Raw genomic sequence first — 22140 nt, forward strand, 5'->3', positions numbered from 1 at the left:
CCAATTTAAAATCTTAAAAAAAATGGCAAATTTAGATTTAAGCAAGTACGGTATCAAAGACGTAGTGGAAATCATCCACAACCCGTCTTATGATGTATTGTTCGCTGAAGAGACCAAACCGGGTCTGGAAGGCTTCGAAAAAGGTCAAGTAACTGAACTGGGTGCTGTGAACGTAATGACTGGTATCTATACCGGACGTTCTCCTAAAGATAAATTCTTCGTTATGAATGAAGCCAGCAAGGATTCTGTATGGTGGACTTCAGACGAATACAAAAACGACAACAAACCTTGCTCTGAAGAAGCTTGGGCTGACCTGAAAGAGAAAGCTGTTAAGCAGCTGAGCGGCAAGCGTCTGTTCGTTGTTGATACTTTCTGCGGTGCTAACGAAGCTACTCGTATGAAAGTACGTTTCATCATGGAAGTAGCATGGCAGGCTCACTTCGTAACTAACATGTTCATCCGCCCGACTGCTGAAGAACTTGCTAACTACGGAGAACCTGATTTCGTATCATTCAACGCTTCTAAAGCAAAAGTTGACAACTACAAGGAACTGGGTCTGAACTCTGAAACAGCTACTGTATTCAACTTGAAGACTAACGAACAAGTTATCCTGAACACTTGGTACGGTGGTGAAATGAAGAAGGGTATGTTCTCTATCATGAACTACAAGAACCCGCTTCGTGGCATCGCTTCTATGCACTGCTCTGCCAACACTAACATGGAAGGCACTGACTCTGCTATCTTCTTCGGTCTGTCCGGTACAGGTAAGACTACTTTGTCTACCGACCCGAAACGTAAGTTGATCGGTGACGACGAACACGGATGGGACGACGAAGGTGTATTCAACTACGAAGGTGGTTGCTACGCTAAGACTATCAACCTGGATAAAGAAAGCGAACCCGATATCTACGCTGCTATCAAACGTGACGCTCTGTTGGAGAACGTAACAGTTGATGCTAACGGTAAGATTGACTTCGCAGACAAGAGCGTAACTGAAAACACTCGTGTTTCTTATCCTATCTACCACATCGAGAATATCGTTAAGCCTATCTCTAAGGGTCCTCACGCTCACCAAGTAATCTTCTTGTCAGCTGACGCCTTTGGTGTATTGCCTCCGGTATCTATCCTGAACCCGGAACAAGCTCAGTACTACTTCCTGTCTGGTTTCACTGCTAAGTTGGCTGGTACAGAACGTGGTATCACTGAACCGACTCCGACATTCTCTGCTTGCTTTGGTGCTGCTTTCTTGAGCTTGCATCCTACTAAATATGCAGAAGAACTGGTTAAGAAGATGAATAAGGTTGGTGCTAAGGCATACTTGGTTAACACTGGTTGGAACGGTAGCGGCAAGCGTATCTCTATCAAAGATACTCGTGGTATCATCGACGCTATCCTTGACGGTTCTATCGACAAGGCTCCGACTAAGGTTATTCCTTACTTCGATTTCGTTGTTCCGACTGAATTGCCGAACGTTGATCCGAAGATCCTTGATCCTCGCGACACTTACGAATGTGCTTGCAAGTGGGAAGAAAAAGCTAAAGACTTGGCTGGCCGCTTCATCAAGAACTTCTCTAAGTTCACCGGTAACGAAGCTGGTAAAGCTTTGGTTGCTGCTGGTCCGAAACTCTAATAGAACCAGATTACATATTTTTAAGGCGGCTTCCGGCAACGGAAGCCGCTTTTTTTGTTAGATTTGCAGTGAAGCAAATCTAATATACAACAGATTATGAAGAGTTTAAAGTTAATGTTACTAGGCGCAAGCCTGCTATTGTGTGCCGGATGCGGCGCACAGGCACAAAAAGGAAGTGAAAGCACAAGTGCGGAAAACAGTAAAGAAAATGCAGTGGTAGAAACCATCATGTCACGCCGCAGCATCCGCAAGTACAAACCGCAAGCAGTGAACCGGGACACTATGCAGATTATCCTGGATTGCGGTATCAATGCCCCCAACGGACAGAACAAACAATCCTGGGAAATACGCGTAGTGGATAATCCGGAGTTCATCAACGGCATTACGGAAATCTACAAGAAGGAAAATCCGAATGCTGCCAGCGATCCTGACTTCAAGAATATGTTCCGCAACGCCTCTACGGTAGTATTCATTGCCAACGATCCTTCGTATGACCTTTCGCAGATAGACTGCGGCCTGCTGGGCGAGAATATGATTCTTTCGGCATGGTCCATGGGTATCGGCTCCTGTTGTTTGGGAGGTCCTACACGCTTTATGACTTCTACCCCGGCCGCTGCCGAATACATCAAGAAGCTCGATATCCCCGAAGGGTACCAACTGCTTTACTGCATTGCCTTCGGCTATCCGGACGAAGCGCCTGCTGCCAGACCGAGAAATGCAGCAAAAGCGAAGTTCATCGACTGATACATTCGTTCTCATTCCGAATGATGGAAAATTAAGAAGGAGTGCTCCACCTTGCGGCGGGGCACTCCTTCTATTTATATAACAACTAAAAAATGTACTTATCAGTTCTTATTGGCACGTTTGCGCTCTATCTCATCCAGAATTACTTTGCGCATACGCATTGATTTAGGCGTCACCTCTACGTACTCATCTTCCTTGATATACTCCAAGGCCTCTTCGAGTGAGAACTGCACGGGAGGTATCAGACGGACTTTGTCATCCGAACCGGAAGCGCGCATATTGGTCAACTTCTTAGACTTAGTCACGTTCACCACCAGGTCATTCTCATGAGAATGTTCACCTACCACCTGACCGGCATAAACTTCCTCTTGCGGGAAGACAAAGAACTTACCACGGTCCTGCAGTTTGTCGATGGCGTATGCAAAAGCTGTACCCGACTCCATAGCAATCATAGAGCCATTGGTACGACGTTCTATCTCACCCTTGTACGGCTGATATTCCTTAAAGCGATGCGCCATGATGGCCTCACCGGCAGAAGCAGTCAACACATTGGTACGCAAACCGATGATACCACGTGAAGGCATGTCAAATTCCAGGTTCACACGTTCGCCTGCACTTTCCATTTTCACCATCTCACCTTTGCGACGAGTCACCATATCAATCATCTTGCTGGAATACTCTTCGGGAACATTGATTGTCAGTTCCTCGATAGGTTCGCATTTCACGCCATCAATCTCCTTGAAGATTACCTGCGGCTGACCTACCTGCAACTCATATCCTTCGCGGCGCATTGTCTCTATCAATACGGAAAGATGAAGCACACCGCGACCGGAAACAACCCATTTGCCGTCTTCTTCACTCTTGCGCACACGCAAAGCAAGGTTTTTATCCAACTCCTTCATCAGGCGGTCATGAATATGACGGGAAGTCACAAACTTACCTTCCTTGCCGAAGAACGGAGAATCGTTGATAGTGAAGAGCATACTCATGGTAGGCTCGTCAATGGCGATAGGCGGCAATGCTTCGGGATTCTCAAAATCGCAGATTGTATCTCCGATTTCGAATCCTTCGATACCGACCAAAGCACAGATGTCACCGGAAGATACTTCCTGCACCTTCACGCGGCCCATACCTTCGAAGGTATGCAGTTCCTTGATTTTTGATTTTGTAATGCGTCCGTCGCGTTTGGCCAAAGACACGTTCATGCCTTCTCTCAAAGTACCGCGATGCACACGTCCTACGGCAATACGACCGGTATAGGAAGAATAATCCAAAGATGTAACCAACATCTGCGGAGTACCTTCCAACTGTGTGGGCGCAGGAATGTTTTCCAGAATGCAGTCCAGCAAAGCGTAGATATTATCGGTCGGCTTCTGCCAGTCCGTACTCATCCAGCCGTTCTTGGCGGAACCGTAGATTACCGGGAAGTCCAACTGATCTTCGGTAGCCTCCAGGCTGAACATCAAGTCGAACACCATTTCGTAAACTTCTTCCGGACGGCAATTCGGTTTATCTACCTTGTTCACCACAACGATAGGCTTCAGACCTATCTGCAATGCCTTTTGCAATACAAAGCGTGTCTGCGGCATGGGGCCTTCGAAGGCATCCACAAGCAAGATACAGCCGTCGGCCATATTCAGCACACGTTCCACTTCTCCTCCGAAGTCACTATGTCCCGGAGTATCAATAATGTTAATCTTGGTGTCTTTGTAATTGATTGAAACGTTCTTGGATAGAATCGTTATACCTCGTTCACGTTCCAGGTCGTTGTTATCCAGCATTAATTCACCTGTGCTCTGGTTACTGCGGAAGAGGTTTCCTGCCAGAAGCATCTTGTCAACGAGCGTCGTTTTCCCATGGTCGACATGGGCAATGATTGCAATGTTTCTAATATTTTGCATATAATACCTATTATTTCGGCAACAAAGGTACGAATTTTGCATTAGATATACAGTATAGAGGAGAAAAAATTGCTGAATATCATTGCCGTATAAAAGATAATGTCTATCTTTGCACGCTCGAAAGAGAGAAATATTATCAACTTTTTAATTAAACATTATGTATTTAGACGCTGCTAAAAAGCAAGAAATCTTTGGCAAGTACGGAAAGTCTAACTCTGATACTGGCTCAGCTGAGGCCCAGATAGCTTTGTTTTCATACCGTATTTCCCACCTGACTGAGCACCTTAAGCTCAACAGAAAAGATTATAGTACTGAAAGAGCTTTGACAATGTTGGTAGGTAAACGCCGTGCGTTGCTGACTTACCTGAAAGACCGCGACATCAACAGATATCGTGCCATCGTTAAAGAACTCGGCTTGCGTAAGTAATCACTTACGGGCAAAAACATTAAAAAGAGGTTTCCTTTTCAAGAAGGAAGCCTCTTTTTTTATAACTTTGTCTCCATGAAACGGATTATTTCAGCAGCAAACCTATCCACGGCACTCACATTCTTGCTGGTGGTGCTTGCATTCGGCTTCGGATATCGCAGTTATTCGCAGGCAGAGCGGCGCGTCGTTTCGGACTTGAACCAGGCACTGCGGCGCACCGTGCTGCAAAACGAAGATTTGTGGCTGAATGCAGATACCGTCCGCACCTACGCCAAGTTGCAGGAAGTGATGGGCGCTCCCGTCTCCGTCAGCAGTTCCAACCGGAAATTTGCGGCGGCATTGTATCTGCCGAAGTTAAGGGATGTTTCTACGCTATCGCTGCATATCTTAAAGAAAGATGATCCGGGCACTGTATTCAATGAGATTCCCGCCGGTTATCTGGCCAGTGACACCTTGATATGGCTTTCCACCACTGCCGATGCTTCGGGGCTGACGCTCTCCTTCCGGGGATATGCACGCTGCTCGACCACACTGATTTTCAGTATCTCCAAGCAGACGATTCCCGCTTTATTGCTGTTGGCAGCACTGATTTGGGGAACTTTCTCCTTCTTTTACTTCCACTACAGAAAACCTGCAGCCCAAGGCAACGGGCAGGAAAGTATCATCACTTTCGGCAATCTCTCACTCTCCCTCCGAGAAGCTTGTTTCTACAATGAACATCGGGAAAGGCTAAAACTCACCCCCATGCAATATGCACTGATGGAGATGTTTTATCTTTCGTCCTCGCATCTGCTCCCTAAACCCGATATCTGCCAATCCTTATGGCCGGGAAAAGACAACGCAGATGAAACCCTCTATACACTGATACGACGGTTGAAACCCATCGTTGAAGCGAACAGCAACCTGAAGATTATTACCGACCGCGGACGAGCCTATGGTCTGGCAATCGCAACTCCCTTACCCACCCTCTGAAACACTATTCCCTTTGATGCACAAGATGCCATCTTGTGTAGCATAAGATGCCATCTTGAACAGCACAAGATGCCATCTTGTGCATCATGACAATAAAGCTTCGGGATGACAACAAAGGGAGATACACCCGAAAGGAGTGTATGTTTCAGACGGCAGTAACCTGCGATTGAGTAGATAAGCACTAATAAAAGGCCTGCCAGACGGCATTGTCAGACTATTGTCAGGCAAATGTCAGACAATTATCCGCCTTTTGTTTCTGTTGTCTTCTCCAGAAGCCGATACCTTCGTGTCCCGAAAACAAAAAACAATTCGGAACATGAAACAGACAGTATGTATCATCACCCTACTCATAGGGTATATCGCAACCGCAATGGCACAAAAGGAACCGGTAACAGCAAGTATCCGGGGAAGAGTATTCACGGAAGACCGGCAACCGATAGAATTCGCCAACATCGCATTGCTGGCACCGGACTCCGCCTTCGTGCAAGGCACTTGCAGCCGCAGTGACGGAAGCTTTGAAATCATTCCCGCCACTCCCGGAGATTATCTGCTTCAAATCTCATCCATCGGTTACAAAACCCTTTGCCGCCCCTGCCGGACGAGCAGCACCGGCGAAGCAAGCAACTGGACATTGGAAACCGATGCCGTGCTACTGGACGAAACAGTGATAACCGCCGCCCGCCCCGTCTTCAAACTGAAAGGCGGCCGACTCGAAACGAAAATACAACAAACCCTGCTCGCCTCCCTGAACAATGCCAATGACGTGCTGAAGCACATCCCCGGACTCCGCTCTTCGGAAGAAGAAGGCTACACTGTCTTCGGAAAAGGTGCACCTATTATATACATAGACAACCGCCTCCTGCAAGACAACACCGAACTGGAGCGCCTCTCCGCCGCCGACATCGAGAAGGTGGAGCTCATCACCAACCCGGGAGCCGAGTACGACGCCACCGTAAAGGCCGTTGTCCGCATCCGCACCGTGCGGGGCCGCAACGACGGTTTCGGCGGAAACCTCCGTGCAGGCATCATGCAGCGCCGACGCACCAGCCATAACGAGCAACTCAGCATGAACTATCAGAAGAAGGGACTTTCCCTGCTGGGTATGCTCTACACAAATTATCAGAATACCAAGCGACTGCAGGATGTACGTTATCAGATACCGGCGGATGTGCAATGGGACATCAACAACCACGTGAACCTGGTCAACAAAGGACTCCTTGCCGGCGGAAGGGCGAGCATCAGCTACGACTTCAATCCGAAACACAGCCTCGGTGCTTCCTATGAATTCCGCCGCACCCCCGACTTCCATTCCAGCGACCACTCCGAATATACCGTCCGCGCAGACGACAACCTGACCGATCTCACCGCCTACACCTCCCAAAGTTTGCAACAAGACAGCAGGCATCAACTGAACGCCTATTATCAAGGAAATATCAAGCAACTGCAAATCAACTTCACCGCCGACCTGGTGCGCGGCCAAAGCTACAATCATCAGGAGGCACACGAAGAGAGCCGGACGGAAGGCAACCGCGACATCAGCTCCTTCAACCATGCCAAGAACCGCTTCTACGCCGCCAAACTAATCCTGACGCATCCCCTCTGGAAAGGCGAACTGAAAGCCGGTGCCGACTACACCTTCATCCGCCGCGAAGACAACTTCCTGAACCTGCAGGATATCCTCCCCAATACCGACAGCCGCATTGACGAAAACAAATCCGCCGCCTTCGCCGAGTACTCCCTGCCGCTGGGCAAGGTCAGCCTTCTTGCAGGGCTCCGCTTCGAACACGCCGTGTCCGACTATTGGGAACAGGGCGAATACATCCCCGGACAAAGCCGCATCTACAACGACTGGTGTCCCAGTCTTTCAATAGATTTCCCCGTCGGGCAGCTCCAAACCAGCCTCAGCTACACAACAAAAACCAATCGTCCCGTTTTCTCCCAACTGCGCAGCACACTGAACTACAACAACCGCTTCATCTACGAAGGCGGTAATCCGCTGCTCATCCCCGAAACCAACCACGACCTGCAACTGACCACCCTCTACAAATGGGTACAGTTCAGCTTCAACTACCAATACCGCCGCAACGCCATCGCCTTCATGACCAAAGAGTACGAAGAAAATCCGGATGTCGTCATCTTCACCACCGGCAACTTCAAGCGGATGCAGTACCTCACCGCCTCCGTCCATCTCTCCCCTACCATCAATTTCTGGAAACCGGAGCTCGGCATCTACTTTGCCCAACCTTTCTTCAAAGTAACCAATCAAGGAGTCAGCAAAAACATGAACCGTTCCAGCATTTACCTTTTCTGGCAGAACAGCCTGAGCCTGCCGAACGAATGGATTCTCTCTTTTGATATCGACTACCAAAGCGAAGGCAACTTCGGCGCCATGCTGCAACGTTCCTATTGGGGAGTGGATGCGGGTATCCGCAAGACATTCTTCAACAAGAAGCTCACCCTCAACCTGCAAGCCAACGACTTGTGGAACTCCCGCTACAGTTCTTTTATGCTGTTCGGTCCCCGGCTGACTTATACAAAGGAAGCCAATCCGGACTCGCGCAGCTTCTCGGTAAATATTAGTTATCGTTTCAACGCTACTGGCAAGGCTTATAAAGGGAGGCATGCTTCGGAGGAAGATTTGAGGAGATTATAGCATGAAAGGACTTATCAAAACATAAAACCAAACTTTTCACCAAAGATAGTTGCATCAAGTAAAACTTTATCTTATTTTTGCGGTTTAGCAACTATAAATCATAACCTTTTAGACTGAAAATACTATCATTATGGATACAAGTAAGATTGTAGGAGAAAAGATCAAGTCGCTCCGCGAAAGCCAATCCATCAGCATGGAAGAGCTGGCACAACGTTCGGGACTCGCCATCGAACAGATTGAACGTATTGAAACCAACATCGACCTTCCGTCGTTGGCTCCCCTCATCAAGATAGCACGCGTGCTGGGCGTCCGTCTGGGCACCTTCCTCGACGACCAGGACGAAAACGGCCCTGTAGTCTGCCGCAAGAACGAAGCGCAAAACAGCATCAGCTTCTCCAACAATGCCATCCAGAGCCGACGCCACATGGTCTATCACTCCCTCTCAAAGTCCAAAGCCGACCGCCACATGGAACCGTTCATCATCGACGTAGCTCCTACAGACGACAGTGACTTCGTACTCTCTTCCCATGAAGGCGAAGAATTCATCATGGTGATGGAAGGCACGATGGAAATCAGCTACGGCAAGCATACCTACTTGCTCGAAGAGGGCGACAGCATCTATTACGACTCCATCGTCCCCCATCATGTACATGCTTACGAAGGAAAAGCGGCAAAAATACTTGCAGTAATATATACACCCATTTAATTGACCGACACACATGCTATACGAAAGAACGCTCGGCCAGTGGTTGGAGCATTGGGCGGAGACAACGCCGGATAAAGAATACATTGTTTACTCCGACCGCAACCTGCGTTTCACCTGGAGCCAATTCAACCGTCGTGTAGACGACATGGCCAAAGGACTTATCGCCATTGGCGTGGAACGCGGAACGCACGTCGGCATTTGGGCAGCCAATGTACCCGACTGGCTTACGTTGTTGTATGCCTGCGCCAAGATAGGCGCCGTTTATGTAACTGTAAACACGAACTACAAACAAGCCGAGTTGGAATATCTCTGCCAGAACTCGGACATGCATACCCTTTGCATCGTCAACGGCGAAAAGGACAGTGACTTTGTGCAGATGACCTACGCCATGCTCCCCGAACTGAAGACCTGTGAGCGCGGACACCTGAAAAGTGAACGCTTCCCCTACATGAGGAACGTGGTATACGTAGGCCAGGAAAAGCACCGGGGCATGTACAACACTGCCGAGATACTACTGCTGGGCGACAATGTAGAAGAAAGCCGTCTGAGCGAACTCAAAAGCCAGGTTACCTGCCACGATGTGGTGAACATGCAATACACTTCCGGTACCACCGGCTTCCCGAAAGGCGTGATGCTGACGCACTATAACATAGCCAACAACGGCTTCCTGACGGGCGAACACATGAAGTTCACCGCCAATGACAAACTCTGTGTCTGCGTTCCGTTGTTCCACTGCTTCGGCGTGGTACTTGCCACGATGAACTGTCTGACGCACGGTTGCACGGAGGTGATGGTGGAACGCTTCGACCCGTTGGTAGTGCTGGCATCCATCCACAAAGAACGTTGTACGGCACTCTATGGTGTACCCACTATGTTCATAGCCGAACTGAATCATCCGATGTTCGATATGTTCGACATGTCCAGCCTGCGCACGGGCATCATGGCAGGCTCCCTCTGCCCGGTAGAGTTGATGAAACGTGTGGAAGAAAAGATGTATATGAAGGTAACCAGCGTCTACGGACTGACGGAAGCCTCTCCCGGTATGACTGCCAGCCGCATCGACGACCCGTTCGATGCACGTTGCAACACGGTAGGACGAGACTTTGAACATACCGAGGTTAGAGTCATCGACCCCGAAACCGGAGAAGAATGTCCCGTAGGCGTACAAGGAGAAATGTGCAACCGGGGTTACAATACCATGAAAGGTTATTATAAGAATCCGGAGGCTACTGCCGAAGTCATTGATAAAAACGGTTTCCTGCATTCCGGTGATTTGGGAATAAAAGACGAAGACGGATATTACCGCATTACCGGACGCATCAAGGATATGATTATCCGCGGCGGCGAAAATATCTATCCTCGCGAGATAGAGGAATTCCTCTACAAGCTGGAAGGCGTGAAAGACGTACAGGTGGCCGGTATTCCTTCCAAGAAATACGGCGAAGCTGTCGGTGCTTTCATCATCCTGCACGAGGGAGCGGATCTGCACGAATCGGATGTCCGCGACTTCTGCATCGGCAAGATATCGCGCTACAAAATACCGAAGTATATCTTCTTTGTCGACGAGTTCCCAATGACGGGAAGCGGTAAGATACAGAAGTTCAGACTGAAAGATCTGGGATTGCAACTTTGCAAGGAGCAAGGGATCGAAATCATATAATTCGACCTGTAGATAGAATAGAGGTTCTATTATTCACCCATGCAACATAATGACCCGTCTTTGGAAACTATTGATATGGGCATAACGGGCATAATGCGCTAATTTTGCAAACATAAACTTAATTCAAAACAAGATTTATGAAAAACAATGCAAAATGGCTAATCTGCCAAATGCTCGTAGCAATGATGGTAGCAGGGCAGTATGTTCAGGCACAGACCTCTACTCCGGTGCCCCGGATCATCCGGAAAGGCAATCATCACACTCTCGAAGTTGATGGAAAACCGTTTTTTATGTTAGGTGGCCAGGTTGGAAACTCATCCAACTGGCCCAGCATGCTCCCCGGTGTATGGGATACCATGAAAACGATGCATGCCAATACGCTGGAAATTCCTATTTATTGGGAAGAAGTAGAACCGGTGCAAGGGAGTTATGACTTCTCATCTGTCCAGCGCATACTGGACCAAGCAAGAGAGAACAAGGTACGCCTGATATTGCTTTGGTTCGCAACATGGAAGAACGGAAGCAACCACTATATGCCGGAGTGGATGAAGAAGGATTCGAAGCAATATTATAATGTAACTTCCATAAAAGGAACTCCGGTAGACTCTCCAAGTCCTCATGCCAAAGCAACCATGGAGGCTGATGCAAAAGCCTTCAGGGAATTTATGGCCTATCTCAAGGAAAAAGATCCGCAACATACCGTTATCATGGTTCAGGTAGAAAATGAACCGGGGACATGGGGAAGTATTCGTGACTATGGCAAAGAAGCCCAAAAGCTTTTCGCACAGCAGGTTCCTTCAGAAGTGTTCACTACATCTGTCTGCAAAGAACTGGGAGTAGATAAAAATGCAAAGGGTTCATGGGCACAAGTTTTCGGCGAAAGAGCTGACGAATATTTCCATGCATGGCATGTTGCCAAATACATCAACTATGTAGCACAAGCCGGCAAAGAAGTTAATCCTTTGCCACTATTTGTAAATGTAGCCTTGCGTGACCCGCTGACCAATCCTACGGCAGACAATTATGAAAGCGGAGGTGCCACAGACAATGTTATCTCACTCTGGAAAGCGGCAGCACCATGCATCGACATGGTTAGCCCCGACATTTACCTCAGAGGAGACGAGACAGTACTCAAGGTGATTGATCTTTATGCAAGAGATGATAATGCACTGATGGTTCCGGAAACCGGAAGCGCTAATTCAAAATACTTGTATAAGGTAATAGAAAAAGGCATCGGTTTCTCGCCTTTCGGCGTTGACAAAAGGAGACAGGCGCTTGGTAACGCCACACGAGACGCCCTTTCCTACGAATATGAATTGCTCGATCCGATGAATCAGGAACTGGCCCGCTGGGCAGCTGAAGGGAGAATACAGACTGTAATCGAACCGGAAGACCACAGCGAACAACATATCTCACTGGGAGAATGGGAGGCCATAATCATTTTTGGCGGCGGTCGTGGAAACAACAGTGCACAGTCGGCAGAGCGTGCTGCTAATGGTAAAGCCATGATCATCCGGCTTTCGGATAATGAATTCCTTGGCATCGGGACAAACTGCCGCTTCACCTTCAATACAGCAGGAAAGAACAAAGGTCGTGCATGGCAGTACCTGAAGGTCAAAGAAGGGAAATGGGAAAACGGGGAATTCAAAATGAGCCGGATTCTTAACGGTGACGAAACCGATTGGGGAGGGCCTCAAGTTGGTGAAATTCCTAATCTGCTTCACTTCACTCTCGTTGCACGATAAAGTATCTGAAACTTATATCTGATTTTTGTATGAAGAAAGAGGGCTGCCTAACTTTGTATTGTTAGACAGCCCCCTCGTTTAAAGTTCAGCCTTGCCTTTCTTTACTTCGCTTGCTCTATCTTCTTTGCAATATAGAACACATAACCGTAGAACTCCTTATACTTGGCGTATAATTCTTCTTCATAATGCTGAAACTTCACCAATTCTTCGGCTGTATCGTTTCCTGCATACTTATCAAGAAATAGTTCGCGGGCTCCGGCCAGCGGAGCAAAGTAATGTTCGGTCCAGCACGTTTCCGGCAAAACGAAGGTAGCAACGGGAAGATAACCCGCTTTCTGCACTTGAGCCACCTTATTGGGAATCGTATCTACCTCCGGGTAACTCTCCATCCAGAAATTATGAATCTCTGCCGGACGTTCTTCGGTAAACCATGAACATTCGGAAACGGCGATATATCCGCCTGTTTTCAGATAGTTACGCCATTCGTTCAGTCCCCGTTCAAAGCCGATGTTGTAAATGGCCCCTTCCGACCAAATCAAGTCCAAAGACTCCTCTTCGAAAGGAAGGTTATCCATTGAGCCGACGATACCTTTCACCCTGTCCTGAAGATTCAGCTTTCCGGCATTGCAATTGAACCGGTCAACGAACCCCGGAAAAAAGTCAAGACCGGTGATATGTCCCGGCGCATGCTGAGCCAGTACCATCGTCTGTCCACCCGTTCCGCAGCCCAGGTCGGCAATGAGGGAATCCTTGGTAAGATTATCTATAAAGCTTAAAGCCTTAAGGGTGACCTCGGGACTTCCGGGTCCTTGCCGTTCTGTATTCAAAAAGAAATTGCAGATTAAATCAACGTCGATTCCGAAAATAGTATTGTTATCGTTATTCATTATCTTAATGTATATAGCGTACATGCTCCAAGCACACCAATGCTTCCGGGCACTGCACACTGGTTAAAAATTAAATTTATAAAGACATAGAAATTCCTCCCAAAAAGAATCATCCGGGAGTAAACGAAAGGACAATCTGCATCAAAAGAACAGATTGTTTACAACACCAAATCCGATAATGTAGTTCTTAGCATGGCGCAAATATACAGAATCTATTGTTTAGTTGAAAGCTTTTCTTTAAAAAATGACAAAGCTTTTGCCCTACTAATCAGAATGCTCTATCTTTGCATCACTTTTTATTTTAAAATCAAATAGATATGTCTAAAGAATTATTCTCTACTCTGCCCTATAAGGTGGCAGACATTACGCTTGCCGACTTCGGTCGCAAGGAAATCGATCTGGCAGAAAAAGAAATGCCCGGCCTTATGGCTCTTCGCGAAAAGTATGGAGAAACAAAGCCGTTGAAAGGTGCACGCATCATGGGTTCGCTGCACATGACCATCCAGACGGCGGTATTGATTGAAACTCTCGTAGCACTGGGTGCCGAAGTACGCTGGTGCTCTTGCAATATTTATTCCACCCAAGACCATGCCGCTGCTGCCATTGCCGCAAGCGGCGTACCGGTATTTGCCTGGAAGGGCGAAACGCTGGCCGAATATTGGTGGTGCACACTCCAGGCACTGAGCTTTGCCGGCGGCAAAGGTCCTACGGTGATTGTAGACGATGGTGGCGATGCAACCATGATGATACACGTAGGCTACGAAGCCGAAAGCAATGCAGCCGTACTGGACAAGGAAGTACATGCCGAAGACGAAATTGAACTGAACGCCATCCTGAAGCAGGTGTTGGCCGAAGACCAGGACCGCTGGCATCGTGTAGCCGCCGAAGTCCGCGGTGTATCGGAAGAAACGACCACCGGCGTACACCGCCTCTACCAGATGCAGGAAGAAGGCAAACTGCTGTTTCCGGCATTCAACGTAAACGACTCCGTAACGAAGTCCAAGTTCGACAACCTGTACGGCTGCCGCGAGTCTTTGGCCGACGGCATCAAGCGTGCCACGGACGTGATGATAGCCGGCAAGGTAGTGGTAGTCTGCGGCTATGGCGACGTGGGCAAAGGCTGCTCCCACTCCATGCGCTCTTACGGTGCCCGTGTATTGGTGACCGAAGTAGACCCCATCTGCGCCCTGCAGGCTGCCATGGAAGGCTTCGAAGTCGTTACAATGGAAGAAGCCTGCACAGAAGGCAATATCTTCGTGACGACAACAGGTAACATCGACATCATCCGCATCGACCACATGGAGAAGATGAAGGACCAGGCCATTGTCTGCAACATCGGTCACTTCGACAACGAAATCCAGGTAGATGCCCTGAAGCACTACCCCGGCATCCGCTGCGTCAACATCAAGCCGCAGGTAGACCGCTACTACTTCCCGGACGGACACAGCATCATCCTGCTCGCCGACGGTCGTCTGGTAAACCTGGGCTGCGCCACCGGCCACCCGTCTTTCGTCATGAGCAACTCCTTCACCAACCAGACGCTGGCACAAATCGAACTCTTCAACAAGAAGTACGAAACCGGCGTTTACCGTCTGCCCAAGCACCTGGACGAAGAAGTAGCCCGCCTGCACCTCGAAAAGATAGGCGTGAAACTGACCAAGCTCACCCCCGCACAAGCTGCCTATATCGGCGTAAGCGTAGACGGACCGTATAAGGCAGACCACTATCGTTATTAACGAAGTTGAAAGTTGAAAGTTGAAAGTTGAAAATTACTATGCAGCCTGATAGCGCAGCCTAATTTTCAACTTTCAACTTTCAACTTTCAACTTCATAAAATCTTCGATTTTATGAAAAAGATTCTCCCCGACCTCATTGCCATCCTGGCATTTGCCCTGCTCTCGTTTGCCTACTTCTTCCCCGCAGACATAGAGAACCGTATTCTGTTCCAGCACGACACCGCTGCCGGAGCGGGTGCCGGACAAGAAGCGATACAGTATCATGAACAAACGGGCGAGCGTACCCGTTGGACCAACTCCCTCTTCGGCGGCATGCCGACGTACCAGATAGCTCCTTCGTACGACTCCACCAAGCCACTGCAATGGGTACAGAAAGTCTACCAGCTTTTTCTGCCCAACTATGTATACCTCACGTTCATACTGATGCTCGGCTTCTACATCCTCTTGCGGGCATTCGGCATACCCGCCTGGCTGGCAGCATTGGGAGGAATCATGTGGGCGTTTTCGTCCTACTTCTTCATCCTGATATCCGCCGGACACATCTGGAAGTTCATCACATTGGCCTATGTGCCGCCAACCATAGCGGGTATCGTACTTGCCTACCGGGGCAAGTTGTTGCTGGGAGGCATCGTCACAGCCCTGTTCATCGCCCTGCAAGTAACGTCGAACCACGTACAGATGTCGTACTACTTCCTTTTCGTCATCCTCTTCTTTGTAGGAGCGTACTTCGAGAAGGCGTGGCGCAACAAGACGCTACCACAGTTCTTCCGTGCAAGCGCCGTACTGGTAGTGGCAGCCCTCATCGGTGTGGCAGCCAACATTTCGAACCTTTACCACACCTATACTTATAGCAAAGAAACCATGCGAGGCAAGAGCGAACTGGTGCAAACCGGCGATGCCGCCAAGCAAACCAGCAGTGGCCTGGACCGCGACTACATCACCAACTGGAGTTATGGCATCGGCGAAACGCTGACCCTGCTTGTCCCCAATTTCAAAGGCGGATCATCGGCCGCCACCCTCGCCCAAAGTGAAACCGCGATGGAAAAGGCCAATCCGATGTACGCCGGACTTTACAACTCATTCCCGCAATACTTCGGCGACCAGCCCTGGACGGCAGGCCCCGTCTATGTAGGCGCTTTCGTATTGTTCCTGTTCGTCCTGGGATGTTTCATTGTGAAAGGCCCTCTGAAGTGGGCATTGGTAGGAGCCACCTTCTTCTCCATCGTTCTGGCATGGGGCAAGAACTTTATGCCGCTGACGGATTTCTTTATCGACTACATCCCGATGTACAACAAGTTCCGTGCAGTATCGTCCATCCTCGTCATTGCAGAGTTTACCATACCGCTGCTGGCAATCTTCGCCCTGAAACGCGTTCTGGACGAACCGGAGATCGTGAAGAAAGACCGGAAAGCCTTCGGCATCAGCATCCTCCTGACGGCAGGCATCGCCCTGCTGCTCGTCATTGCACCGGGCAGCCTCAATTCCGGCTTTGTACCTGCACAAGAAGCGCAGATGTTGCAAAATGCAGTGAACCAGCAGATGATACCCGCCAACGAGCTATCCGGTATTCTTGCCAATCTGCAGGAAATGCGTGCCGAACTTGTCAGCGCCGATGCCTTGCGGAGCTTCATCATAATAGCTATCGGCTGCGCCCTGCTTTTACTCTACACAAGAGGCAAACTGCGCAGTTCGCTGACCATCGCAGGTATCACACTGCTTTGCATCGTCGACATGTGGGGCATCAACAAGCGCTATCTGCACGACGATCAGTTCGTTCCCAAATCCATCCAGACGGAAACCTTCACCAAAACGAAAACGGATGAACAGATTCTTCAGGACACCTCGCTGGACTATCGCGTGCTGAACTTTGCAACCAGCACATTCAACGAGAACAACACTTCATACTGGCATAAGAATGTAGGAGGCTATCATGCCGCCAAGCTGCGCCGTTACCAGGAGATGATAGACCATCACATTTCTCCCGAAATGCAGGCTGCCTACGGAGCCATTGCTGCTGCCGGCGGCGAGATGGACAGTGTGGATGCCGCCAAATTCCGCGTACTGAACATGCTGAACACGAAGTACTTTATCTTCCCCGCAGGACAGCAGGGAGGAACAGTGCCTATCCTCAACCCCTACGCCTACGGCAATGCCTGGTTTGTGGACAAAGTGCAATACGTGGATAACGCTAATCAGGAGATCGATGCACTGAACACCATTCTGCCCACGGAAACGGCTGTGGTAGACGTCCGTTTCAAAGATATTCTGAAAGGTGCGACCGACGTTCATAAGGACAGTCTTTCCACTATCCGCCTGACGAGCTATGCTCCGAACCGGTTGGTATACGAAACCGACAATGCCCGGGACGGCGTTGCCGTATTCTCCGAAATCTATTACCCCGACGGCTGGCAAGTCACCATCGACGGACAGCCCGCCGAGCTGGCCCGCGCAGATTATATCCTGCGCAGTATGTATGTCCCCGCCGGCAAGCATACCATCGAAATGCGCTTCGACCCGAAGAGCCTGCACGTAACAGAAGGCATCGCCTATGCTGCCCTGGCATTATTGATAATCGGAGTAATGGCGGCAGTGCTGATAGCACGAAAGAAGTATTCCACCAAAAAGTAATTCATATTATTACCCTTCATCCTTTCACCCACCCTTGCAGCAGCCTGCGGGTGGGTGATGCGGGTGAAAGCGGGGCGATATGCCCGGTTTCAAGGGTTCACCCTATTATTTAATCTCACCGCCCCTGCGCCCCATCGCGCGACATCCCGTAATAGCCGGGTGCCGGGCGGTAAATGGGCTGTGTGCGCCGTCCCACATTTATCAGCTTGCCCTCGTCCTGAAGGCGACGCAGGTGTCCGTTGGCAGTAGTACGGGACATGCAGCACAATTCTTGAAAGTCATAGCGTATCATCACGTCGTGTTCGGCAAAGTAATCCTTCAGGCACATATCTATTTCCACTTCCGACAAATGCTGCGCAGAGCGGGTGTATTTGCTCCGGGTGATTTTAACCCCTGCCAACGCTGACTTCAGCCGGACGTCCGGCCGAAAGCTGATACTTTTCAACCGCAACTTTGTACTCTTATTTGAGGTTTTGCGGGTCACCTTCTCCGTGGCTTGCAGCGTGGGGGCAAAGTATCCCAACCCTTCAATGTGCACTTCCCGACCTTCGCGCAGTTCTTCGCCGAAGAGTTGCGCCAGTGTGTTCAGAGCGCTTTGGGCATCGCCCACGGTCAGCGAACTGCGTGCGTGTATCCATTCGCACAGTTGGGCTGTGCTCACTTTGCCGTTGAGAAAAGGACGCGGATGCAATCCCTTCTCCTCTGAATCCCCTTCGGCATTGGGGTTCTCATACCAATCGTAAACAATAGACATAGGCTTTTTACGTTTAAAAGATTCTTGATTTTCAGGTTGAAAGCGCCGAATTAGAAGTGAACGACTCCAGTCGGCCGATCGACCGACTCCAGTTGTTCGATCGAACGACTTCAGTCGGTCAGCTGAACAACTCCAGTCGGTCACTTCTAACTCACCGTCAAAGATAGGATAAAAATAAGACATTTACACCTTAAAAGGCTATGTTTCTCACGACAAACATTTTTATAATAATTTTCAGGCAATCGCTTGCAAAACGCCTCCCGACAGTAGTAACTTCGTGGCATCGGTACCGACAAAACTAAGTTTATAAATCATCAAAAAGAACAACTGAAATGAGAAAAAAAACAATGACACTGGAACAACACTGCCTCCTGAGAGAGGTGAAACAACTGATAACAGATTCCAAAGCAGACGGCAAACATGCCAAAGCAAAAACGATCCGTTCTGGACAAGAAGTTTCCATACCTGGATGCTTGCCCTGACCGCACAGTGGGCAGGTATGCAGAACATACACGCCAACAGTGTAGCCCCCATCCTCGTCAGCAGCGAACAGGGACGGCAAAAATCCACCTTTTGCAAGGCATTGATGCCACCCGCTTTGCAGCGCTATTATTCCGACAACCTGAAACTGTCCGCACAAGGCAATCCCGAACGCCTGCTGGCAGAAATGGGACTGCTGAACATGGACGAGTTCGACAAATACGGCGCCCGGAAGATGCCTTTGCTGAAGAATCTGATGCAAATGTCCAACCTCAACATCTGCAAGGCCTATCAGAAGAATTTCCGTAACCTGCCGCGCATAGCCTCTTTCATCGGGACCAGCAACCGCTTCGACCTGCTCAGCGACCCCACCGGCAGCCGTCGGTTCATCTGCGTCGAAGTGAAGCATGTGATAGATTGCAGTAACATAGAGCACGGACAAATCTATGCGCAGCTGAAGGCCGAATTGCTGGCAGGGGCACGCAGTTGGTTTACGAAGGAGGAAGAACATGAGTTGCAGCGCCGCAATGCCGCCTTCTACCACACCCCTCCCGCCGAGGAAGTATTTCACACCTGCTTTCGCCCCGCCGCCCCCGAAGAGAAGTGCGAGCAGCTTTCTGCCGCCGATATATACAAAGCGTTGAAGACCCGCAATGCTGCCGCCATGCATGGCAGCAATCCGGCTACCTTCGGGCAGGTGCTCCTGGCAATCGGGGTAAAACGGAAGCATACCAAGTATGGGAATGTGTATCTGGTGGTGCGGCAATAGAAGTCAGTACCGCTATATACCTGCTATTTCACAATGAACTTTTTCGCAAGGAAACGATGATAGCCAAGCAATAAATCCTATCTTTGCGAAAAAGTTCGCATTGAAAAAGTTCGCAAGATGGAAAACCCCTTTAAATTCGGTACAATAGTGGATGGTAGCTACTTCACAGACAGAGTGGAAGAGCAACAAAAAGTAAAGCAAGTCATATCGAGTGAGAATCATTTGATATTGATAAGTCCCCGTCGTTTTGGCAAGACAAGTCTTGTGCAAAAAGTAATGAAAGGACTCGCACGTCCGGTTTTTCAGTTGAACCTGCAGTTGGTGACAGACACGGAAGACTTTGCCTCCCATCTGCTTAAGCAGGTGCTTCACAAATACCCTTTGGAACGTTTAAAACATTTGCTGTCTCATTTCCGCTTCATCCCTACCATTGCCACCAATCCGATGACAGACGGCATAGAGCTGTCGTTTCAGCCTTCTGTAGATAGTTTCGTGCTTTTGGAGGATGTTTTTACGCTTATTGATAGAATAGGTGAAAAGGGAGAAAAACCGATTGTGGTCTTAGACGAGTTTCAAGAGGTAAAGACATTAGACAAGAATCTTGACAAGAAGATGCGTTCCATACTTCAGTTACATAGTCATGCCAACTACATCTTTTTAGGCAGTCAGGAATCTATGATGGAGGAAATATTCGAGAAGAAGAAATCTCCTTTCTATCATTTTGGCTATCTGATGAAATTGAATAAAATTCCTTATGATGATTTCTTCCAGTTTCTGAAGAAAGGTTTTCTGTTGCTTGGTGGAGAGGCAGAAGTAGAGAATATGAGTCGGCAAGTGCTTTCGTTTACTCAATGCCACCCATATTATACTCAACAATTGGCTTTTCAGGTTTGGGCACTTTGGCAGCAGAAAGGGTATGCAGATACATTGGTGCCCGATGCAATTCTCCAGTTGACGCAAGTGCACGATATGGATTACGAACGGTTGTGGGCAACTTTTAACCGTACCGACAAGAAAGTCTTGATAGGTTTGAATATGAACCTCGGCTCTCCTACCAGTTCTTCTTTTCTTAGAAAACAAGGCATAGAATCTTCCAGCACAGCTTTCAGTAGCTTGAAGCGATTGAGTAAACTGGGCTATGTCATCAAGAATGATGTGTATGAAATGGATGATCCTTTCTTTGCACAGTGGATTATGAATCACAGGTAACCATAAAAAAACAGCATCAATACAGGAAACCGAAAAGCCAAAGAGGAACTCTGTTTCCTGTACCGTATTCCACACCATCTATTGCCAAATAGCTATCAGGGATATCTTTTACCTGCTCAAAGGTCTTGTATTTCCCACCCACTTCAAACGTATAAGTATCGTCTATCCTAAAGTCTCCCTGCCCGGAGAATGCTATTTGATGGTTCTGTTTCAATTGATTGGCAAAGAATGTTTCACGGATGTTACCGATATCTGAAGTTGGAGAAAGCGCATACATCAGATTGGTATTATCCAAATAAACTTTCTCCGGCTTGGCAAGCTGCTGCATATTGCTCTTCCCGGAATATAGCGTAATAAGCAAGGCTGCGCGTTCCAGAATCTGAAACATGCGGACTACCGACTGGCGTGTCGTTTCTATACTCTCGCCCACCTTAGTCATATTAGGTGTAAAAGGAACCATCTGCGAAAGAATTACCAACAAACGCTTCATCTTTTTGATAGAAACATATTCTACCTTTTCTACAGCAGGCAAATCATTTTCAAGTATAGTAGTGACAACTTGTTGCAGCCGCAGTGGATAAGAAGCAGGAGCTTCCTTGTAGAAAGGATAATAACCATGCTTCAAGTATTCCTCAAATAGCGGAATAATTGTAACCTGCGAAACTACATCCGATGCAATCGCCAGATGTTCCTTCAATATCTGCTCTAAAGTGAAAGCAGGAAAGACACCTTTCTCTTCAAATGCCAAAAACTCTCTGAACGATAGTCCTTGAAGAGTATAAAAAACACATCTACGAGACAAATCGGCTAACGAAAAATCTATTTGCAATAAGGAAGAACCGGTAAATACGATATGAAGGCCTGGATAACGATCATAAATATTCTTTAGTTCCTGTATCCAGTTATCATAAGGATAGCGATGCACTTCATCTACAAACAGATGTGTTCCACCATGAAGGAAGTGATATTCTGCCAGGTCTATCAACCGATGTTCCGTGAACCAAAGATCATCCAAAGATATATAGACAGCTTGTTCTGTCTTAGGAAACAACTGCTTGATGCGTTGCAGCATAAGCGTAGTTTTTCCAACGCCACGCGCTCCTTTTATACAAATCATACGCGAGTCCCAATCTATTGCATCATACAAGTAACGGATGTGGGACATGCCAACCGAATTGACCAAACGGGTAGAATTAATATAAATGTCTGTTATTTCCATCTTTACACACTTATTATTTG

16 protein-coding genes and 1 pseudogene are annotated in these 22140 nt (G+C 48.5%); 13 read left to right on the plus strand and 4 right to left on the minus strand.

Going from position 1 to position 22140, the window contains the following annotated elements:
* The first annotated feature begins 22 nt into the window (after positions 1–22).
* Together pckA and AAE250_RS07935 are read left to right on the plus strand one after the other, a co-directional pair.
* Positions 23–1630 carry a phosphoenolpyruvate carboxykinase (ATP) gene (gene pckA, locus AAE250_RS07930; protein ID WP_294596032.1) on the plus strand — a complete coding sequence of 536 codons (1608 nt, stop codon included), beginning with the start codon at positions 23–25 and terminating at the stop codon, positions 1628–1630.
* Positions 1631–1726: 96 nt separating this feature from the next.
* A complete protein-coding gene (locus AAE250_RS07935; protein WP_294596036.1) occupies positions 1727–2374 on the plus strand; it encodes a nitroreductase family protein in 648 nt (215 codons plus the stop codon).
* A gap of 101 nt (positions 2375–2475) precedes the next feature.
* On the opposite strand, the gene typA is transcribed toward AAE250_RS07935, so the two are convergent.
* Complete coding sequence (typA, locus tag AAE250_RS07940) at positions 2476–4275, minus strand: translational GTPase TypA (protein ID WP_294596039.1); 1800 nt, start codon at positions 4273–4275, stop codon at positions 2476–2478.
* A gap of 157 nt (positions 4276–4432) precedes the next feature.
* On the opposite strand from typA, the gene rpsO reads away from it, so the two are divergent.
* The 6 genes from rpsO (at position 4433) to AAE250_RS07970 (ending at position 12438) form a co-directional block, all read left to right on the plus strand.
* Entirely contained in the window at positions 4433–4702 is a 270-nt protein-coding gene (rpsO, locus tag AAE250_RS07945) for a 30S ribosomal protein S15 (protein WP_294596042.1), read from the plus strand.
* Positions 4703–4777: 75 nt separating this feature from the next.
* A complete protein-coding gene (locus AAE250_RS07950) occupies positions 4778–5674 on the plus strand; it encodes a helix-turn-helix domain-containing protein (protein WP_294596044.1) in 897 nt (298 codons plus the stop codon).
* A 316-nt stretch (positions 5675–5990) separates the two neighbouring features.
* Positions 5991–8327, plus strand: a complete 2337-nt coding sequence (locus AAE250_RS07955; RefSeq protein ID WP_294596047.1) for an outer membrane beta-barrel family protein — start codon at positions 5991–5993, stop codon at positions 8325–8327.
* Between the two features lie 130 nt (positions 8328–8457).
* The gene (locus tag AAE250_RS07960; RefSeq protein WP_294596050.1) at positions 8458–9033 is read left to right on the plus strand and encodes a helix-turn-helix domain-containing protein; all 576 of its coding nucleotides are present in this window, start codon (positions 8458–8460) and stop codon (positions 9031–9033) included.
* Positions 9034–9046: 13 nt separating this feature from the next.
* A complete protein-coding gene (locus tag AAE250_RS07965) occupies positions 9047–10693 on the plus strand; it encodes an AMP-binding protein (protein WP_294596052.1) in 1647 nt (548 codons plus the stop codon).
* A gap of 137 nt (positions 10694–10830) precedes the next feature.
* The gene (locus tag AAE250_RS07970; RefSeq protein WP_294596055.1) at positions 10831–12438 is read left to right on the plus strand and encodes a DUF5597 domain-containing protein; all 1608 of its coding nucleotides are present in this window, start codon (positions 10831–10833) and stop codon (positions 12436–12438) included.
* A gap of 101 nt (positions 12439–12539) precedes the next feature.
* Here the strand turns inward: AAE250_RS07970 and AAE250_RS07975 are convergent, their stop codons facing one another.
* A complete protein-coding gene (locus AAE250_RS07975) occupies positions 12540–13325 on the minus strand; it encodes a class I SAM-dependent methyltransferase (protein ID WP_294596058.1) in 786 nt (261 codons plus the stop codon).
* A 317-nt stretch (positions 13326–13642) separates the two neighbouring features.
* Here AAE250_RS07975 and ahcY point away from each other — a divergent pair, with 317 nt between their 5' ends.
* Together ahcY and AAE250_RS07985 are read left to right on the plus strand one after the other, a co-directional pair.
* A complete protein-coding gene (ahcY, locus tag AAE250_RS07980) occupies positions 13643–15061 on the plus strand; it encodes an adenosylhomocysteinase (RefSeq protein WP_294596061.1) in 1419 nt (472 codons plus the stop codon).
* 111 nt (positions 15062–15172) lie between these two features.
* On the plus strand, positions 15173–17689 hold the full coding sequence (locus tag AAE250_RS07985; RefSeq protein ID WP_294596064.1) for a YfhO family protein: 2517 nt from the start codon (positions 15173–15175) through the stop codon (positions 17687–17689).
* Positions 17690–17804: 115 nt separating this feature from the next.
* Here the strand turns inward: AAE250_RS07985 and AAE250_RS07990 are convergent, their stop codons facing one another.
* A complete protein-coding gene (locus AAE250_RS07990) occupies positions 17805–18443 on the minus strand; it encodes an HU family DNA-binding protein (protein WP_294596066.1) in 639 nt (212 codons plus the stop codon).
* A 332-nt stretch (positions 18444–18775) separates the two neighbouring features.
* Between AAE250_RS07990 and AAE250_RS07995 the strand changes: the two genes are divergently transcribed.
* From AAE250_RS07995 to AAE250_RS08005, 3 genes and pseudogenes are all read left to right on the plus strand, one after another.
* Entirely contained in the window at positions 18776–18925 is a 150-nt protein-coding gene (locus tag AAE250_RS07995) for a hypothetical protein (protein WP_294596069.1), read from the plus strand.
* Positions 18889–19692: pseudogene (locus AAE250_RS08000) on the plus strand (DUF3874 domain-containing protein); the annotation flags it as partial. The gene AAE250_RS07995 and the pseudogene AAE250_RS08000, both read left to right, overlap by 37 nt.
* Before the next feature lie 117 nt (positions 19693–19809).
* Positions 19810–20901 (plus strand): AAA family ATPase, encoded by a 1092-nt coding sequence (locus AAE250_RS08005; protein WP_294596072.1) that lies wholly within the window; start codon positions 19810–19812, stop codon positions 20899–20901.
* A gap of 16 nt (positions 20902–20917) precedes the next feature.
* Here AAE250_RS08005 and AAE250_RS08010 read toward each other — a convergent pair whose 3' ends face one another.
* On the minus strand, positions 20918–22120 hold the full coding sequence (locus tag AAE250_RS08010) for an ATP-binding protein (RefSeq protein WP_294596075.1): 1203 nt from the start codon (positions 22118–22120) through the stop codon (positions 20918–20920).
* Between the last annotated feature and the right edge of the window lie 20 nt (positions 22121–22140).

Origin of the sequence: Bacteroides sp. GD17 (assembly GCF_038448625.1) — a bacterium.
GTDB lineage: Bacteria > Bacteroidota > Bacteroidia > Bacteroidales > Bacteroidaceae > Bacteroides.

Bases quoted from the DNA above. Each gene is read 5' to 3' on its own strand.
- ahcY (WP_294596061.1), top strand. From the start codon at position 13,643: ATGTCTAAAGAATTATTCTCTACTCTGCCCTATAAGGTGGCAGACATT.
- AAE250_RS07960 (WP_294596050.1), top strand. From the start codon at position 8,458: ATGGATACAAGTAAGATTGTAGGAGAAAAGATCAAGTCGCTCCGCGAA.
- AAE250_RS07990 (WP_294596066.1), bottom strand. From the start codon at position 18,443: ATGTCTATTGTTTACGATTGGTATGAGAACCCCAATGCCGAAGGGGAT.
- pckA (WP_294596032.1), top strand. From the start codon at position 23: ATGGCAAATTTAGATTTAAGCAAGTACGGTATCAAAGACGTAGTGGAA.
- AAE250_RS07975 (WP_294596058.1), bottom strand. From the start codon at position 13,325: ATGAATAACGATAACAATACTATTTTCGGAATCGACGTTGATTTAATC.
- AAE250_RS07955 (WP_294596047.1), top strand. From the start codon at position 5,991: ATGAAACAGACAGTATGTATCATCACCCTACTCATAGGGTATATCGCA.
- AAE250_RS07950 (WP_294596044.1), top strand. From the start codon at position 4,778: ATGAAACGGATTATTTCAGCAGCAAACCTATCCACGGCACTCACATTC.
- AAE250_RS08010 (WP_294596075.1), bottom strand. From the start codon at position 22,120: ATGGAAATAACAGACATTTATATTAATTCTACCCGTTTGGTCAATTCG.
- rpsO (WP_294596042.1), top strand. From the start codon at position 4,433: ATGTATTTAGACGCTGCTAAAAAGCAAGAAATCTTTGGCAAGTACGGA.
- AAE250_RS08005 (WP_294596072.1), top strand. From the start codon at position 19,810: ATGGAAAACCCCTTTAAATTCGGTACAATAGTGGATGGTAGCTACTTC.
- AAE250_RS07995 (WP_294596069.1), top strand. From the start codon at position 18,776: ATGAGAAAAAAAACAATGACACTGGAACAACACTGCCTCCTGAGAGAG.
- AAE250_RS07985 (WP_294596064.1), top strand. From the start codon at position 15,173: ATGAAAAAGATTCTCCCCGACCTCATTGCCATCCTGGCATTTGCCCTG.
- AAE250_RS07970 (WP_294596055.1), top strand. From the start codon at position 10,831: ATGAAAAACAATGCAAAATGGCTAATCTGCCAAATGCTCGTAGCAATG.
- AAE250_RS07965 (WP_294596052.1), top strand. From the start codon at position 9,047: ATGCTATACGAAAGAACGCTCGGCCAGTGGTTGGAGCATTGGGCGGAG.
- AAE250_RS07935 (WP_294596036.1), top strand. From the start codon at position 1,727: ATGAAGAGTTTAAAGTTAATGTTACTAGGCGCAAGCCTGCTATTGTGT.
- typA (WP_294596039.1), bottom strand. From the start codon at position 4,275: ATGCAAAATATTAGAAACATTGCAATCATTGCCCATGTCGACCATGGG.